This is a genomic window from Kitasatospora sp. NPDC004669, assembly GCF_040609455.1.
GTDB lineage: Bacteria > Actinomycetota > Actinomycetes > Streptomycetales > Streptomycetaceae > Kitasatospora.
In genome coordinates, this window is sequence record NZ_JBEXKB010000011.1 from 16404 (window position 1) to 33098 (window position 16695).

Consider the following 16695-nt stretch of genomic DNA (forward strand, 5'->3'; position numbering starts at 1 on the left):
CCCTCGCTCAGCGAAGCTTCGGGTCGAGGGCGTCGCGCACCGCGTCGCCCATCATGATGAAGGCCAGCACGGTGACGGAGAGCGCCGCGGCCGGGAAGAACAGCACGTACGGGGCCGTCCGGATCACCTTCTGGGCGGAGGAGATGTCGATGCCCCAGGAGATGGTCGGCTCCTGCAGGCCGATGCCGAGGAAGCTCAGCGTCGCCTCGGTCGCGATGTAGCCGCCGAGCGCGATGGTCGCCACCACGATCACCGGGGCGACCGCGTTCGGCAGGATGTGCCGGAACATCAGCCGCCCCGTCCCGGCGCCGAGCGCCCGCCCCGCCGCCACGTAGTCGGCCTGTTTGACGGTCAGCACCGCGCCACGCATGACGCGGGCGATCTGGGTCCAGCCGAGCACGGCCAGCGCGAGGACCACGGTCCACACCGTGCGGACGGTGAACGCGTTCAACAGCACCAGGGCGCCGAGCAGCAGCGGGATGCCGAAGAAGATGTCGATGATCCGGGAGATCACCGCGTCCACGCCGCCGCCGAAGTACCCGGCGATCATGCCGGTCAGCCCGCCGAGCACGGTGACCGCGGCGGTCACGAAGATGCCGACGGTGATCGAGGCGCGGGCGCCGTACACCACCCGGGCGTAGATCGAGCGGCCCTGCGCGTCGTAGCCGAACCAGCCGGCGCCGAAGAAGTCCGTCCAGTCCGGCCGCTTGAGGTAGTCGTGCACCAGATCGGCCTTGCGTGGGTTGGCGTCGGTGAAGGCCCAGGGGAAGATCGCCACGAGCACCAGCAGCACGATCAGTGCGACCGAGAGCAGGAAGATCGGCCGCCGGCGCAGGTCCCGCCAGGCGTCGGCCCACAGGCTCCGGGCCTCCTCACGCTTCTCCACGTCGCGCTCGACCAGGGTCCCCTGCTCGACCGCCATGCCTTGCTCCCCGGCGTAGTCGAGGTGCGAGACGCCGGGCTTGGGGTGCGGCTCGTACGAGTCCTCGTCGTGGATGTCAGGCATAGCGGATCCTCGGGTCCAGGACCGCGTAGAGCAGGTCGACGAGCAGGCTGGCGACCAGGTAGATGATCACTAGGACGGTCACGATGCCGACCACGGTCGGGCCTTCCTTCGTGTTGATCGCCCGGTACAGGACGTTGCCGACGCCCTGCACGTTGAAGATGCCCTCGGTGACGATCGCGCCGCCCATCAGCGCGCCGAGGTCGGTGCCGAGGAAGGTGATCACCGGGATCAACGAGTTGCGCAGCAGGTGGCGGGAGACGATGGTGCGCCCGGGCAGGCCCTTGGCGACCGCCGTGCGCATGTAGTCGGCCCGCAGGTTCTCGCCGATGGAGGTCCGGGTGAGCCGGGCCACGAACGCGAGCGAGAGCGAACCCAGCACGATCGCGGGCAGGAGCAGCTGGGAGAGGTCCGTGGAGTCCTGCACCGTCGGTGTCACCCAGCCGAGGTTCGTGGCGAAGATCGTCTGCGCGATGTACGCCAGCACGAAGACCGGGATCGAGATCACCACCAGGGTGAGGAGGAGCACCAGGGTGTCCTGGACGCTGCCGCGCCGCAGGCCCGAGAGCAGGCCGAAGGCGAGGCCCAGGACCACCTCGAAGGTGAAGGCCAGCAGCGCCAGCCGGATGGTGACCGGGAAGGCGTCGGCCATGATGTCGGAGACCGGGCGGCCCGTGAAGCTGGTGCCGAAGTCGCCCTGGAAGAGGTTCCCCATGTAGTGCAGGTACTGCTTCCAGACCGGCTGGTCCAGGTAGTACTTGTGCTTGATGCTGGCCACCACGGCCGGGTCGGCGGCCTTCTCGCCGAACAGCGCGACCACCGGGTCACCCGGCAGCGTGTAGACCATCAGGAAGATCAGCAGCGTGGTGCCGAAGAACACCGGGATCATCTGCAGCACCCGCCGCAGTACGTAACTGCCCATCCGGGCCTCCTCCTTTCGAGGTGCCCGACCGGCTGCGGCCGGTCGGCCGGGAGACCGGGCCCCGCCCTCCGCGCGGGGAGGGCGGGGCCGGCCCGGGGGTTCGGGCCCACCGCCGGGCGGGCCCAGGAGATCAGCCCTTGACCTCGACCTGGGTCCAGGCCGGGTTGCCGAAGGAGTCGAACTGCACGTTCTGCACCTTGGTCGAGTAGCCCGAGTTGGTGCGGTAGTACCAGAGCGGGATGGTCGGCATGCCGCTCGGCAGCACGGCCTCGGCCTTCTGGTAGCCGGTCGTCGAATCGGCGACGCTGGGGGCCGCGTCGGCCTGGGTCGACAGCTGGTCGAACTGCGGGTTGCTGTAGCCGGTGTCGTTGGAGGCGGCGCCGGTGCGGTACACGTCGGCGAGGAAGTTGGCGTTCAGCGGGTAGTCCTGCACCCAGCCGGTGCGGAAGGCGCCGTCGAGCTGGTGCTGGGTGATGGCCTGACGGGCGGTCTTGAAGTCGGGCTTCGGGTCGCCCAGGCAGTCCACGCCGGTGCCCTGCCGGATCGAGTTGCAGACCGCGTCGACCCACTCCTTGTGGCCGCCGTCCGAGTTGTAGGTGATCAGCAGCTTGTTGCCGGGGACGCCTCCGCCCTCCTGGATCAGCTGCTTGGCCTTGGCGACGTCGAACTTGCAGAAGTCGCCGCAGGCGCCCTCCTTGTAGCCCTCGACGCCCTCCGCCACCCAGGCGCTGGCCGGTTTGCGGGAGCCCTGCAGCACGGTCTTGGTGATGACGTCGCGGTCGATCGCCATCGACAGGCCCTGGCGCACCTTGGCCCTTTCCGGCGCGGACCAGTCGGCCTGGTAGAGCGTGAAGCCGATGTTCTGGATCGCGCCCTGCGGGGCGTCGATCGCCCGGTTGCCGAGGTCGGTCTTGTACGTGGCCAGCGCGGACGGCGGCACCTGGTCCATCACGTCCAGGTTGTTGGACTGCAGGTCGGCGTAGGCGGCCTCGGACGTGGTGTACATCTTGAAGACGATGCCGCCGTTCTTCGGCTTGTCCACGCCCTGGTAGTCCGGGAAGGACTTGGTGACCACCTCGGTGTTGTGCGACCAGCTGACGAACTGGTACGGGCCGTTGCCCACCGGCTTCTGCCCGTACCCGGTCGGGTCCTTGAAGAAGCCGTCCGGCAGCGGCGAGAAGGCGATGTAGCCGAGCTTGTACTCGAAGTACGAGACCTTGTGGCTCAGCTTGACGGTGAAGTGCTGGGCGTCGGTGACGGTCAGCCCGGACATCTTGTCCGTGGTCGGCTTCCCGCTGGCCGGGTGGACGTCCTGGTAGCCCTCGATGTCGGAGAACCAGGAGCTGTTGATCTGGGCGTTGGCCGGGTTGGCGCCCCAGTTCCAGGCGTTCACGAAGTTCTGGGCTTGCACCGGGGTTCCGTCGTGGAACTTCCAGCCGGACTTCAGGGTGACGTTGAAGGTCTGCGAGTCGCTGGTGTCGATCTTGTCGGCGACCTGCATCCGGAGCTTGGCGTTGCTGGGGTCGTAGTCCACCAGCCCCTTGAAGAGGTTCTGGATGATGCGACCACCGCCGACCTCGTTCGCATTGGCGGGCTGCAGCGGGTTCTGCGGCTCACTGCTCTGGTAGCTGAAGGTCTTGGTGGCGTTCGACGAACTGGTACCGCCGCCACCGCCACTGCTGCACCCGGTGGCCACCAGGACCACGGACGTCGCAGCGGCGAGGACCAGGCGAGCACGGGCGGCTACGGGCATGACGGTCCCTCCTCATGGGGTGTGTGTCGCATCACACCCCATGAGAAGCGCGCCCCGGCGACGGCGCGAGTCGGGTGCACCCGGACGGGTACCGCTCCCCCTGCGGAGTTGACGCAGCGCCGGATTAAAAGAAATGCCGGATTAAAAGAAATGCCGGAAGGGCCCGCGGCCGAAGCCGCGGGCCCTTCCTGGGACGCCGGGGGAGGTCAGGCCGCGGCCGACTCCCGGACCTCGGCGAAGTGGCAGGCCGACTCGTGGGCGGCCGGGCCCTCCAGCGTGGTCGGGATCGCCAGCAGCGGGATCTCCTCCGCGCAGCGGTCCTCCGCCTTCCAGCAGCGGGTGCGGAAGCGGCAGCCGGACGGCGGGTTGGCCGGCGAGGGGATGTCGCCGCTGAGGATGATCCGGTCCCGGGACTCGCGCGCCGTCGGGTCCGGCACCGGCACCGCGGACAGCAGCGCCTGGGTGTACGGGTGGGTGGCGTTGTCGTAGATCTGCTCGTCGGTGCCGATCTCGACCATCTTGCCCAGGTACATCACGCCGACGCGGTCGGAGATGTGCCGGACGATGGAGAGGTCGTGCGCGATGAACATGTACGACAGGCCGAACTCGCCCTGCAGCTGCTCCAGCAGGTTGATCACCTGCGCCTGGACGGACACGTCCAGGGCGGAGACCGGCTCGTCGCAGATGATGATCTCGGGCTTGAGCGCGAGGCCGCGGGCGATGCCGATGCGCTGGCGCTGACCGCCGGAGAACTGGTGCGGGTACCGGTTGATGTACTCCGGGTTCAGACCCACGACGTCCAGCAGGTCCTGGACGGCCTTGCGGCGGTCACCCTTCGGCGCCACCTCCGGGTGGATCTCGAACGGCTCCCCGATGATGTCGCCGACCGTCATGCGTGGGTTCAGCGAGGTGTACGGGTCCTGGAACACCATCTGGATGTTCCGGCGGACGGCCTTGAGGGCCGCGCCGCCCAGCTTGGAGATGTCCTCGCCCTTGAACAGCACCTGGCCGGAGGTGGCCCGCTCCAGGTTCATCAGCACCTTGGCCAGCGTGGACTTGCCACAGCCGGACTCGCCGACGATGCCGAGCGTCTCACCCTTCTTCAGGTCGAAGCTGATGCCGTCGACGGCCTTGACCGCGCCGACCTGCTTCTTGAACAGGACGCCCTGGGTCAGCGGGTAGTGCTTGACCAGGTCCTTGACCTCCAGGATGTTCTCAGCCATGGAGGGTCTCCTTCCAAAGGTGGCACGCGCTGCGGCGGCCGGTGAGCTCCTCGCCGTCCTTGTCGGTCACGTGGTGCAGCGCCGGGATCTCCGTGCGGCACAGGTCGGTGGCGACATCGCAGCGGGGGTTGAACGCGCAGCCGGCCGGGACCTTCAGCAGGTTCGGGGGCAGGCCCTTGATCGCGTACAGCTCCTGGCCCTTCTGGTCCAGGCGCGGGATCGAGCGGAGCAGGCCCTTGGTGTACGGGTGCGCGGGGTTCGCGTACAGGTCGTGCACCGGGGCGGTCTCGACGATCCGGCCCGCGTACATCACGGCGATCTTGTCCGCGACGTCGGCGACCACGCCGAGGTCGTGGGTGATCAGGATCAGGCCCATGTTGTACTCGGCCTGCAGCTCCGCGAGCAGGTCCATCACCTGGGCCTGGACGGTCACGTCCAGGGCGGTGGTGGGCTCGTCGGCGATGATCAGGTCGGGCTGCAGCGAGAGCGCCATGGCGATCATGATGCGCTGGCGCATACCGCCGGAGAACTGGTGCGGGTAGTCGTTCACGCGCTGCTTGGCAGCGGGGATGCGCACCCGGTCCATCAGCTCGATGGCCTTGGCCTTGGCCTCGGCCTTGGAGGCGCCCTGGTGCACCCGGAACATCTCGCCGAGCTGGTAGCCCACGCTGAGCACGGGGTTGAGGGCGGACAGCGCGTCCTGGAAGATCATCGCGATCTTCCGGCCGCGGATCTTCCGCCGCTCCTCGTTGCTCATCTTGAGCATGTCCTGACCGCGGTACAGGATCTGGCCCTGGGTCACCTTGCCCGGAGGCATGTCCAGGATGCCCATGATGGTCTGCGCCGTCACGGACTTGCCGGAGCCGGACTCGCCGAGCACGGCGAGGGTCTCGCCGGCCGCGACGGAGTAGTTGACGCCGTTCACGGCCTTGGCGATCCCGTCCCGGGTGTGGAACTCCACGTGGAGGTCCTTGACCTCCAGGAGCGGGGTTCCGACTTCGAGACGGTCGCTCTTCTGGTTGTTCTCGATCACGGTGGTCATCGGGTCGTCACCTCTTCTCTCAGCGGAGCTTCGGGTCGAGGGCGTCGCGCACCGCGTCGCCGAGCATGATGAAGGCCAGCACGGTCAGGCTCAGCATGCCGGCGGGGAAGAACAGGGCGAACGGCGCCGTACGGATCACCTTCTGGGCCGAGTTGATGTCGATACCCCAGGAGATGGTCGGGTCCTGCAGACCGATGCCGAGGAAGCTCAGCGTCGCCTCGGTGGCGATGTAACCGCCGAGCGCGATGGTCGCGACCACGATCACCGGGGCGATCGCGTTCGGCAGGATGTGCTTGAACAGGATTCGGTTGGTACCGGCACCGAGCGCCTTGGCGGCGGTCACGAAGTCGGACTGCTTGACCGTGATCACCGCACCGCGCATGACACGGGTCATCTGGGTCCAGCCCAGGGCGACCAGCGCGAAGACCACGCTCCACACGGTGCGCGAGGTGAAGGCGTTGAGGATCACCAGCGAGCCGAGCAGCAGCGGGATGCCGAAGAAGATGTCGGTGATGCGGGAGATGATCGTGTCGATCCAGCCGCCGAAGTAGCCGGCGATCATACCGGTCAGGCCACCGAGGATGGTCACACCCAGGGTGACGCAGATGCCGACCACGACCGAGGCGCGGGCGCCGTAGATGACGCGGGCGTAGATGCTGCGGCCCTGGAGGTCGTAACCGAACCAGTCCGGCTCGAAGAAGTGGCTGTAGTTCGGCTTCGTCAGGTAGTGCAGGCGCAGGTCGCCGGCCCGCGGGTCCACCGAGGTGAACAGGCCCGGGGCGATCGCGATGACCACCAGCAGCAGGATCAGCAGCGCGGAGATCACGAAGATCGGCTTGCGGCGCAGGTCGTGCCAGGCGTCAGAGCCGAGGCTGCGGGCCTTCTCCGGCTTGGCCGCCGCGGTGGCCGCGGCGCTCTGGGCCGGGATCTCCTCGGCCGTCTTCTTCTCGGTCAGGTCAGGCATAACGGATCCTCGGGTCCAGGACCGCGTAAAGCAGGTCGACGATCAGGCCGGCGGCCAGGTACACGAGCACCAGGAAGGCCACGAAGCCGGAGACCGTCGAGCCCTCCTTCAGGTTGATCGCGTGGTAGAGCGCGTTGCCGACACCCTTGACGTTGAAGATGCCCTCGGTGACGATCGCGCCGCCCATCAGGGCGCCGAGGTCGGTGCCGAGGAAGGTGATCACCGGGATCAGCGAGTTGCGCAGCAGGTGGGTGCCGATCACCTTGCGCCGCGGCAGGCCCTTGGCCACCGCGGTGCGCACGTAGTCGGCCTTGATGTTCTCGGCTATGGAGGTACGGGTGAGACGCGCGACGTAGGCCAGCGACAGCGAGCCCAGCACGAAGGCCGGCAGCATCAGCTGGGTGATGTCGTTCGAGTCCTGGACGGTCGGCGTGACCCACTTCAGATCGTCCGCGAAGACCGTCTGGAAGATGAAGCCGAGCACCGGCACCGGGATCGAGATCAGCAGCAGGGTGATGACCAGGGCGCCCTTGTCGAACGCCTTGCCGCGACGCAGACCGGCGAACAGGCCGATGCCGATGCCCAGCACGATCTCGATGGCGAACGCGAACAGCGCCAGCCGGATGGTGACCGGCAGCGCCTCAGTGATCACATCGAGCACGGGCCGCCCGGCCAGGGTCTTCCCGAAGTCCCCGGTGAACATGCCGCTCATGTAGTCGAAGTACTGCTGGAGCATAGGTTTGTCCAAGCCCAGCTGGTGCTTCCGGGCGGCAAGCTGGGCCGGGTCCGGCGCCTTTTCGCCCCACAACGCTGCCACCGGGTCGCCCGGCAGCGCGTGCACCATCACAAAGATGAGCAAGGTCGTTCCGAGGAAGACCGGGATCATCTGGAGCAGTCGCCTCGCGACAAAACGCCCCATCGTGCCTCCATGTATGGCTCTGCTGGGCCCGTCAACCCAGCAAGAGATAAGTCGGCGTGCCAACGGCCGGTACCAGTCCTCGCCCTTGTGGGGATGGGACGGGCACCGGCCGTTCGCACCGGGTCAGGCGGTGCCGACCGATTACTTCTTGACCTCGACGTCGGTGAAGACCGGGTCGCCGAAGGAGTCGAACTTCACGTTCTGGACCTTGTTGGAGTAGCCGGAGCTGGTCTTGTAGTACCAGAGCGGGATGGACGGCATGTCCTTGGCCAGAACGGCCTCAGCCTGCTGGTACAGCTCGGCGGTCTTCTCGACCGAGGTGGCGGCGTCGGCCTGCTTGGCCAGGTTGTCGAACTCCGGGCTGGAGTAGTGGGAGTCGTTGGAGGACGCACCGGTGCCGTAGACGTCACGCAGGAAGTTGGCGTTCAGCGGGTAGTCCTGCTGCCAGCCGGTCCGCATCATGCTCGGGACCTGCTGCTTGGTGACGAGGTTGCGGACGGTCTTGAAGTCCGGCTTCGGGTCACCGAGGCACTCGACGCCGGTGCTCTGCCGGATCGAGTTGCAGACCGCGTCCACCCACTCCTTGTGGCTGCCGTCGGAGTTGTACATGATGCTGATCTTGCCGCCGGGGACGCCACCGTTCTCGGTGATGAGCTGCTTGGCCTTCGCCGGGTCGAACTTGCAGGCGTCGCCGCAGGTGCCGGCCTTGTAGCCCATGACGCCGGGCGCCACGAACGCGTCGGCGGCCTGGCGGTTGCCGTTCAGGACGGTCTTGGTGATGGTGTCGCGGTCGATCGCCATCGAGATGCCCTGGCGGATCTTGGCGGCCTTGTCCTTGTCCAGGGAGGCCCAGTCCGCGTTGTACAGCGCGAACGAGATGTTCTGGATGGCGCCCTGCGGCTGGTCGACGGCGCGCTTGCCCAGGTCGTCCTTGAACTTCGGCAGGTCGGTCGAGTCGACCTGGTCCAGGACGTCCAGGGTGTCGGACATCAGGTCCTTGTACGCGGCCTCGCCGGTGGCGTAGTTGCGGAAGACGATGCCACCGTTCTTCGGCTTGTTGCTGCCCGTGTACTTGTCGTAGGCCTTCACGGTGATGGCCTTGTTGTGCTCCCACGAGACGAACTGGTAGGGGCCGTTGCCGACCGGCTTCTCGCCGTAGCCGGCCGGGTCCTTGAAGAAGCCCTCGGGCAGCGGGGAGAAGGCCGAGTAGCCGAGCTTGTACGTGAAGTACGAGACCGGGCTGGTCAGCTCGATGGTGAAGTGGGTGTCGTCGACGATCTTCAGGCCGGACATCTCGGTGCCGGTCGGGTCACCCTTCTCCGGGTGGACGGCGTCGTAGCCGACGATGTCGGAGAACCAGGACGAGTTGATCTGGTTGTTCTTGACGTTGGCCGACCAGTTCCACGCCTTCACGAAGGACGCGGCGGTGACCGGGGTGCCGTCGTGGAAAGTCCAGCCGGACTTCAGCGTGACGGTGTAGTTCTTGGCGTCGGTGGTCTCGATCTTGTCGGCCACCTGGTTGCGCAGCGCGCCGGTCGCGGGATCGTAGTCGACGAGCCCCGTGAAGAGGTTCTTGATGACACGGCCGCCGATGGTCTCGTTGGCATTGGCCGGCTGGAGCGGGTTCTGCGGCTCCCCGCTCTGGTAGCTGAAGACGCCCGCGGCGTTGGCCGCGCCACTGTCCGAGCTGCCCCCGGAGGAGCTGCTGCCACTGCTACAAGCAGTCGCGGCAAGGGCGACAGCAACAGCTGCGACAACCCACTTGGCCTGGCTCGCACCGCGCATCGGTGTGCCTCCTGAATTCGACGTTTCAACGAGGAGGGCACCGCGGAACGGTTGTCACCGGAGCCGCAATGCCGTCCGCGCTCGCGGTTTCGGCGCGCACCCCTGCGCGTTCACCCTTGACCCGAGCCTGACTGGCTCCACTATCCGTCACGCACGGACACGAAAGTGACCAGTGACGATCTCAATTAGGTCACATGAACAGTCGGTAAGTTTCGAAAACCGGACATTTAAGACATAGCCAGACAGGTACCAAACGGACAGTCGTCATGCATGACGAACCGTCGCGTCCGCTCAGCGGACACTCGGGTGTGATGAGCGTTATTCCGTTAATACCGGCCCCGACAACTTGGAGTAGTTGAAAAAGTTCGCCCCCCTCTCCAATCGGAAAGGGGGGCGAAACAATCCGGCCAATGGCCGTCAGGGCGTCCGGATCACGCCTTCTTGGCGCGCGAGGCAGTACGACCGCGGTCCTTCTGGTCGAGGACGACCTTACGGATGCGAACCGTCTCCGGGGTCACCTCGATGCACTCGTCCTCGCGGCAGAACTCCAGCGACTGCTCCAGCGAGAGCTTGCGCGGCGGGACGATCGACTCGGCCACGTCGGCGGTCGAGGACCGCATGTTGGTGAGCTTCTTCTCCTTGGTGATGTTCACGTCCATGTCGTCGGAGCGCGAGTTCTCGCCGACGATCATGCCCTCGTACACCTCGGTGCCCGGCTCGCAGAAGAGCACGCCGCGCTCCTGGAGGTTGGTCATCGCGAAGGCGGTGACCACACCCGCGCGGTCGGCGACCAGCGAGCCGTTGTTACGGGTGGTCAGCTGGCCGAACCACGGCTCGTGGCCCTCGTGGATCGAGTGGGCGATGCCGGTGCCGCGGGTGTTGGTGAGGAACTCGGTGCGGAAGCCGATCAGGCCGCGGGACGGCACGACGAACTCCATCCGGACCCAGCCCGAGCCGTGGTTGGACATGTTGTCCATCCGGCCCTTGCGGATGCCCATGAGCTGGGTGACGGCACCCATGTGCTCCTCGGGGACGTCCACGGTGAGGCGCTCGACCGGCTCGTGGGTCTTGCCGTTGACCTCCTTGGTGACCACCTGCGGCTTGCCGACGGTCAGCTCGAAGCCCTCCCGGCGCATGGTCTCGATCAGGATGGCCAGCGCCAGCTCACCGCGGCCCTGCACCTCCCAGGCGTCCGGACGCTCGGTGTCCAGCACGCGCAGCGAGACGTTACCGATCAGCTCGCGGTCCAGGCGGTCCTTCACCTGGCGGGCGGTGACCTTGCGGTCCACCTTGGCGCCGGACTTGGCGTCCGCGCCCTTACCGCTGCCGCCCCGGCCGACCAGCGGCGAGGTGTTGGTGCCGATGGTCATCGAGATGGCCGGCTCGTCCACCGTGATCAGCGGCAGCGCGATCGGGTTCTCCGGGTCGGCGAGGGTCTCGCCGATCATGATGTCGGAGATGCCGGCGACGGCGCAGATGTCACCGGGGCCCGCGACCTCGGCCGGCTTGCGGGTGAGCGCCTCGGTCATCAGCAGTTCGGAGATGCGGACGTTCTGGATCGAGCCGTCGCGCTTGATCCAGGCCACGGTCTGGCCCTTGCGCAGCTCGCCCTGCTCGACGCGCAGCAGCGCGATACGGCCGAGGAAGTTGTCGGCGTCCAGGTTGGTGACGTGGGCCTGGAGCGGCGCGTCCTCGTCATAGCTGGGGGCCGGGACGTGCTCCAGCAGGGTGGAGAAGAACGGCTCCAGGTTGGTGCTGTCCGCGGGAACGGTGCCGTTCTCCGGCTTGGTCAGCGAGGCGACGCCGTCACGGGCGCAGGCGTAGACGATCGGGAACTCGATCTGCTCCTCGTCCGCGTCCAGGTCCAGGAACAGGTCGTAGGTCTCGTTGATGACCTCGTCGATCCGGGAGTCCGGACGGTCCGTCTTGTTGATGCACAGGATGACGGGCAGGCGCTGGGCGAGCGCCTTGCGCAGCACGAAGCGGGTCTGCGGCAGCGGGCCCTCGGAGGCGTCGACCAGCAGCACGACCGCGTCCACCATCGACAGACCGCGCTCGACCTCGCCACCGAAGTCGGCGTGGCCCGGGGTGTCGATGATGTTGATGGTGATCGGCGCGCCACCGTCCTTGGGGTGGTACTTGACTGCGGTGTTCTTCGCGAGAATGGTGATGCCCTTCTCGCGCTCCAGGTCGTTCGAGTCCATCATGCGGTCGTCGAGCTGCTGGTGGGCGGCGAAGGCGCCGGCCTGCTTCAGCATGGCGTCGACCAGTGTGGTCTTGCCGTGGTCGACGTGGGCGACGATGGCGACGTTACGGATATCGTTACGCGTGGGCATGCCTAGCGGATTCTCCCGGAATCGTGGGTTACGGCGCCCGGCCGCGAGACGCGCACTTGCGACCCCTGTCGGCCGCCGCCACCCGTTCGCCTGCTACTACCGGTCCACCCGCCGGGCATATGGACATGCCTCGGCTTCCTCCTATCGTACGGGGAAGCGCCCAGATGGGCGGAAACGAGCAGGTCGGGCGGGACCAAGATCACAGGTGAGTCACGCGGTCTTCACCCGGCGGTCGGGCTCCGACACTCCTCCGTTCGCCCGCGGGCCCGGCCGCTAGCCGCTCCAGCCGATGTCCTGGAAGCGCGGCCACCCGAAGCCCCAGGCCCCGGCCCCGACCACCCCGGTCCGGACCCCGACCAGGTCCGGCCGCTGGTACAGCGGCACCGAGTGCCCGAGCTGCCAGATCCGGACGTCCGCTTCCTGCAGCAGGTCCAGCCGGGCCGCCGGGTCCAGCTCGGCGGCCGCCCGGTCGAAGAGGCGGTCGATCTCCTCGGTGCCGCTGCGGGCGTAGTTGCTGCCGGACTTGACGGCGCCGTCGGCGTCCGGCCGGGGCTTGGCGTACACGGCGCGCTGCTGGCTCGCCGGGTTGGGGCCGGCCGGCCAGGAGAAGAGGGCGAGGTCGAAGTCCCCGGCCGCGAGGTGGTCCTTGACGAAGGTGTCGGTGGGCGCGGTCACCGGCTTCACCGCGATGCCGGACTCGGCGAGGTTCGCGGTGAGCGCGTCCGCGGTGCGCTTGGCGGTCGCCGAGCCGGCCGGGACGAGCAGCGAGAGCGACAGCTCCTTGCCGTCCTTGACCCGGGTGCCGCCGTTCGGCCGCGTCCAGCCCGCCCCGTCCAGCAGCTGCGCGACGGTCGCCGGGCTGGCCGCGGCGCTGTTGTCGCGGTAGCCCTCCTGGTCCCCGGCGAGCAGGTGGCTGCCGAGCGGGGCGCCGGGCAGGCCGAGCGGGCCGAGCGCGGCCTCGGCGATCCGCCGCCGGTCGACGGCCCGGCCGAGCGCGAGCCGCAGCGCCGGGTCGGTCAGCGGGCCCCGCGCGGCGTTCACCGTGAGCTGGGTGAGCGAGGGCGCGGCGGCCCGGTGCACGGTGACGTCCGGCAGCGACTCGGCCCACTTCAGGGCGAGCGCCGCCGCCTCGGGCGCGGCGGCGGGCGGCACCGCTGCCGCCGAGGGGCTGCCGGACGACGCGGCCGGCACCGCCCGGTCCACCGCCGCCGTGAGCGGGGCGATGTCCAGCCGTTCCTGGTCGAGGTCGTCGAGCCGCCGCTCGGGCGGGGTCGCGAGGAAGTCGATCCGGTCGATCTTCGGCCGGTCGCCCCACCAGCGCGGGTTGCGCCCGACCGTCACCCGCCCGTCCTCGGTGTTGTACTGGGACACCGTGTACGGCCCGGCGGTCAGGTGTGCCCCGCCGACCAGCGCCCGGTTGAACGAGGCGGCCGTGGCGGTCTCCGCGGCCGGGTAGAGCGGCCCGAACAGGGACTGCCACTCGGCGTACGGCCGCCGGAAGGTGACCTTGATCTCGCGCGGGTCGGCGCCCTCGGCGATCGCGTCGATGGCGTCGTAGGCCGGGTCGAGGCGGGCGAGGGCGGCCCGCTGGGCGGTGAAGTCGGCGACGGAGAGCGGGGTGCCGTCGCTCCAGACGGCCTGCGGGTTGAGCCGGTACGTGACGACCTGGGGCTGCTGCCCGGGCGGGGTGGACTCGGCGCCGGCCAGGTAGTCCGGGTCGGGGACGGGCCGCCCGTGCTCGTCGGGACGGAACAGCGACGGGTAGAGGGCGTGCGCGAGCAGTGCCGAGTCGGCGGTCGCGGCGGGCTGGTAGACGTTGAGCGTGGCGGGCACCTGGTCGACGGCCCACCGCAGCACCCCGCCGTCCGCGATGTCGACACGGTCGGCGGGCCGGACGTCCCCGGTGGAGGCGGTGGCCTTGGGAACGGGCTCGGGGGTGGGGGTGGGGGGACGGACCGGGGCGGGGCTGTCGGAGCAGCCACCGAGGCCGGCGGCGAGCAGCAGCGCGGCGGCTGCGGCGGTGAACTGGCGGACACGCATGGCGGCCATCGAACGCCGCCCGGACGGCCCGGCCCGCACCGACACGGCGGGCCGCCGGGCGACAGCACCCGGACGGCCCATCGTCCGAACCGACTACAGCGCCAGCTCGAACCAGACGATCTTGCCCTTGGGCGTGCGCCGACTGCCCCAGCGTTCGGCCAGCAGGCTGACCAGCTGCAGGCCTCGCCCGCCCTCGTCGGTCTCCTGGGCGCGCCGCTGCCGGGGCTGCGCGTAGCCGTCGTCCCAGACCTCGCAGACCATGCTGCGCTCGCGCAGCAGCCGCAGCCGGATCTCGCCCCGCCCGTGCTTGAGCGCGTTCGTGACCAGCTCGCTGACCAGCAGCTCGGTGGTGTCGACCAGCTCCTCCAGGCCCCGGGCGAGCAGCCAGCTGCAGGCCAACTCGCGGGCCTTCGCCACTGAGGTGGGCTCGGGCGGCAGGACCCAGTTGCCGACGGCGTCCTCGGGGAAGGCGTGCACCTTGGCCATCAACAGGGCGATGTCGTCCTCGCCGTGGTGCGGGTTGAGTTCGCCGAGGACGTGGTCGCAGAGGTCCTCCAGTCCCTTGCCCGGGTCGGAGAGCGCGGCCCGGAAAGCGCGCAGGCCCTCGTCCAGCTGGTGCTTGCGGCTCTCCACCAGGCCGTCGGTGTAGAGGCCGAGCACGGCGCCGTCCGGGAGGGTCAGCTCGACCTCCTCGAAGGGCTCGCCGCCGACGCCGAGCGGCAGGCCGGGCGGCACGTCGAGCATCCGGGCGGGCTCGCCGGGGCTGAGCAGCACGGGCGGCAGGTGGCCGGCGTTGGCGATCCAGCAGCGCCGGGTGACGGCGTCGTAGACCGCGTAGACGCAGGTGGCCAGGTAGACCTCGCGGGCCTCTTCGTCGGCGGTCGAGGTGAGCCGGCCGTACGGGGTGGGCGGGCCGGCCGGGACGGAGTCGTCGCCGAGGCCGCGGGCGATCTCGTCCAGGGCGGTGAGCACCTCGCCCGGCTCCAGGTCGAGCATCGCCAGGGTCCGGACGGCGGTGCGCAGCTGGCCCATGGCGACGGCGGCGCGCAGGCCGCGGCCCATCACGTCGCCGATGACCAGGGCGGTGCGGCTGCCGGGAAGCGGGATGACGTCGAACCAGTCGCCGCCGACCTCGGTGTTGTTGTTGCTGGGCAGGTAGCGGCAGGCGATCTCCAGGCCGCTGGCGGCCGGGTTGCCCGGGGGCAGCAGGCTGCGCTGGAGGATCAGCGCGCGCTCGTGCTCGCGGCGGTAGAGCCGGGCGTTGTCGATGCAGACGGCGGCGCGGGCGACGAGTTCCTCGGCGATCGCCACGTCCCGGGCGTCGAAGGGTTCGCTGCCGATCGCCCGGGAGAGCTGGACCAGCCCGAGCACCTGGTCCCGGGCGACCAGCGGGACGATCAGGGTGGAGCGCAGCAGCGGGTCGCGGCCGGGCTCGGGGACGACACTGCGGCCGGTGCGCAGCGCCCGGGCGTGCGGGGAGCGGCGCGGGTAACACAGGGTGCCACCGGCCTCGGCGATCGGCAGGCCGGTGACCGAGCCGAGCACCGAGGAGGCGCCGCCGATCACGCTGGAGACGGCGACCCGGCGCAGTTCGCCGCTGCCGTCGGTGAGCACGGTGTCGCCGGGCCGGCCGGCGCTGGGGACGGTCTCGCCGGAGAGCAGCGCGGTGTAGAGGTCGACGGTGGCGAGGTCGCAGAACGGCGGGACGACGACGTCCAGGAGTTCCTTGGCGGTGGTCTCCAGGTCGAGGGTGGAGCCGATGTGCGCGCTGGCCTCGTTGAGCAGGGCGAGGTTGCGGCGCACGCCGTCGGCCTCGCGCTCGGCGACGTGCCGACTGGTGACGTCGGAGACCTGCCCGGCCACGCCCATCGGCTGCCCGGCCGAGCCGTTGAGCCGGTACAGCGAGACGGCCCAGAGCCGGTTGCCCTCGCGGGTCGGGACGGCGCTGTGGAAGCGCAGGTCGAAGACGGGCTCGCCGGTGGCGAGGACCTTGCGCAGGGCGGCGGTGAGCCGGTCGGCCTCGGAGGGCGGGAAGAGGTCGTGCGCGGTGAGGCCCTCCAGGTCGGTGGGGACCAGGCCCATGCCGGAGGCGAAGGCGTCGTTGACCCGCTGCAGGCGCAGCCGGTCGTCGAAGAGCACGAAGCCGGTGGGCGTCTGGCCGAAGACGGCCTCGGAGGCGGCCAGGTCGGTCTCGATCCGGCGCAGGCGGCCGAGGTCGACGGCCAGGCAGGTGGCACCCGCGGTGGGCAGCGCGCTGTCGGGCATCAGGTAGAGCTCGGCGAGGCCCTCGCCGCCGGTGGCGTCCCGGTAGGGGGTGGTGCCGACCCATTCCTCGCCGGCCAGGGTGCGCTCCAGCCGGGCGCGGCCGCGCTGCCAGAGTTCGCGCGGGACGAAGGTGGAGACCGGGTCGGCGCCGACCGCCTCGGCGGCGGGGACGCCGAAGAACTCGGCGGCGCGCTCGCTCCACTGGCTGATCCGCCCGTCGGGGCCGATCGCGAAGGTGGCGACCCGGATGTAGTCGTAGATCGAGCCGGGGTCGCCGGCGCCCCACGAGCGGTGCTCGGCGACGGGGTGGGCGGCGCGGCCCGGGCCCCCGGTCCCGGTGGCCGGCGGGGCCGCCGGTACGGGCAGGTGCAAGGAGCCGGCCTGCCCGGGTACAGCGGCATGACCGCTGCTGCTCGGCGCGTTCCGCGCCGGAGTGCTGTTCA

At 69.4% G+C, this 16695-nt stretch carries 11 protein-coding genes; all 11 read right to left on the reverse strand.

Features of this window, described 5'->3' with window-relative positions; all coding sequences use genetic code 11:
- Positions 1–7: 7 nt before the first annotated feature.
- Positions 8–922 (reverse strand): ABC transporter permease, encoded by a 915-nt coding sequence (locus ABZW30_RS11700; protein ID WP_355671065.1) that lies wholly within the window; start codon positions 920–922, stop codon positions 8–10.
- 76 nt (positions 923–998) lie between these two features.
- The gene (locus ABZW30_RS11705) at positions 999–1925 is read right to left on the reverse strand and encodes an ABC transporter permease (protein WP_355670896.1); all 927 of its coding nucleotides are present in this window, start codon (positions 1923–1925) and stop codon (positions 999–1001) included.
- 130 nt (positions 1926–2055) lie between these two features.
- On the reverse strand, positions 2056–3678 hold the full coding sequence (locus ABZW30_RS11710; RefSeq protein ID WP_355670897.1) for an ABC transporter substrate-binding protein: 1623 nt from the start codon (positions 3676–3678) through the stop codon (positions 2056–2058).
- Positions 3679–3884: 206 nt separating this feature from the next.
- Entirely contained in the window at positions 3885–4901 is a 1017-nt protein-coding gene (locus ABZW30_RS11715; RefSeq protein ID WP_355670898.1) for a dipeptide ABC transporter ATP-binding protein, read from the reverse strand.
- The gene (locus ABZW30_RS11720) at positions 4894–5943 is read right to left on the reverse strand and encodes an ABC transporter ATP-binding protein (protein WP_355670899.1); all 1050 of its coding nucleotides are present in this window, start codon (positions 5941–5943) and stop codon (positions 4894–4896) included. Before ABZW30_RS11720 ends, ABZW30_RS11715 begins: the two co-directional genes overlap by 8 nt.
- A gap of 19 nt (positions 5944–5962) precedes the next feature.
- Positions 5963–6907 (reverse strand): ABC transporter permease, encoded by a 945-nt coding sequence (locus tag ABZW30_RS11725; protein WP_355670900.1) that lies wholly within the window; start codon positions 6905–6907, stop codon positions 5963–5965.
- The gene (locus ABZW30_RS11730) at positions 6900–7826 is read right to left on the reverse strand and encodes an ABC transporter permease (protein WP_355670901.1); all 927 of its coding nucleotides are present in this window, start codon (positions 7824–7826) and stop codon (positions 6900–6902) included. Before ABZW30_RS11730 ends, ABZW30_RS11725 begins: the two co-directional genes overlap by 8 nt.
- A gap of 141 nt (positions 7827–7967) precedes the next feature.
- Positions 7968–9611 (reverse strand): ABC transporter substrate-binding protein, encoded by a 1644-nt coding sequence (locus ABZW30_RS11735; protein ID WP_355670902.1) that lies wholly within the window; start codon positions 9609–9611, stop codon positions 7968–7970.
- A gap of 431 nt (positions 9612–10042) precedes the next feature.
- Positions 10043–11947 (reverse strand): translational GTPase TypA, encoded by a 1905-nt coding sequence (gene typA, locus ABZW30_RS11740; protein WP_355670903.1) that lies wholly within the window; start codon positions 11945–11947, stop codon positions 10043–10045.
- A 273-nt stretch (positions 11948–12220) separates the two neighbouring features.
- On the reverse strand, positions 12221–13987 hold the full coding sequence (locus ABZW30_RS11745; protein WP_355670904.1) for an ABC transporter family substrate-binding protein: 1767 nt from the start codon (positions 13985–13987) through the stop codon (positions 12221–12223).
- Positions 13988–14080: 93 nt separating this feature from the next.
- A complete protein-coding gene (locus ABZW30_RS11750; protein ID WP_355671066.1) occupies positions 14081–16513 on the reverse strand; it encodes a SpoIIE family protein phosphatase in 2433 nt (810 codons plus the stop codon).
- Positions 16514–16695 lie beyond the last annotated feature (182 nt).

What these genes read in the sequence shown, in the direction of transcription:
- ABZW30_RS11700 (WP_355671065.1), bottom strand. Translation starts at nt 922, where the DNA reads ATGGCGGTCGAGCAGGGGACCCTGGTCGAGCGCGACGTGGAGAAGCGT.
- ABZW30_RS11705 (WP_355670896.1), bottom strand. Translation starts at nt 1,925, where the DNA reads ATGGGCAGTTACGTACTGCGGCGGGTGCTGCAGATGATCCCGGTGTTC.
- ABZW30_RS11710 (WP_355670897.1), bottom strand. Translation starts at nt 3,678, where the DNA reads ATGCCCGTAGCCGCCCGTGCTCGCCTGGTCCTCGCCGCTGCGACGTCC.
- ABZW30_RS11715 (WP_355670898.1), bottom strand. Translation starts at nt 4,901, where the DNA reads ATGGCTGAGAACATCCTGGAGGTCAAGGACCTGGTCAAGCACTACCCG.
- ABZW30_RS11720 (WP_355670899.1), bottom strand. Translation starts at nt 5,943, where the DNA reads ATGACCACCGTGATCGAGAACAACCAGAAGAGCGACCGTCTCGAAGTC.
- ABZW30_RS11725 (WP_355670900.1), bottom strand. Translation starts at nt 6,907, where the DNA reads ATGCCTGACCTGACCGAGAAGAAGACGGCCGAGGAGATCCCGGCCCAG.
- ABZW30_RS11730 (WP_355670901.1), bottom strand. Translation starts at nt 7,826, where the DNA reads ATGGGGCGTTTTGTCGCGAGGCGACTGCTCCAGATGATCCCGGTCTTC.
- ABZW30_RS11735 (WP_355670902.1), bottom strand. Translation starts at nt 9,611, where the DNA reads ATGCGCGGTGCGAGCCAGGCCAAGTGGGTTGTCGCAGCTGTTGCTGTC.
- typA (WP_355670903.1), bottom strand. Translation starts at nt 11,947, where the DNA reads ATGCCCACGCGTAACGATATCCGTAACGTCGCCATCGTCGCCCACGTC.
- ABZW30_RS11745 (WP_355670904.1), bottom strand. Translation starts at nt 13,987, where the DNA reads ATGCGTGTCCGCCAGTTCACCGCCGCAGCCGCCGCGCTGCTGCTCGCC.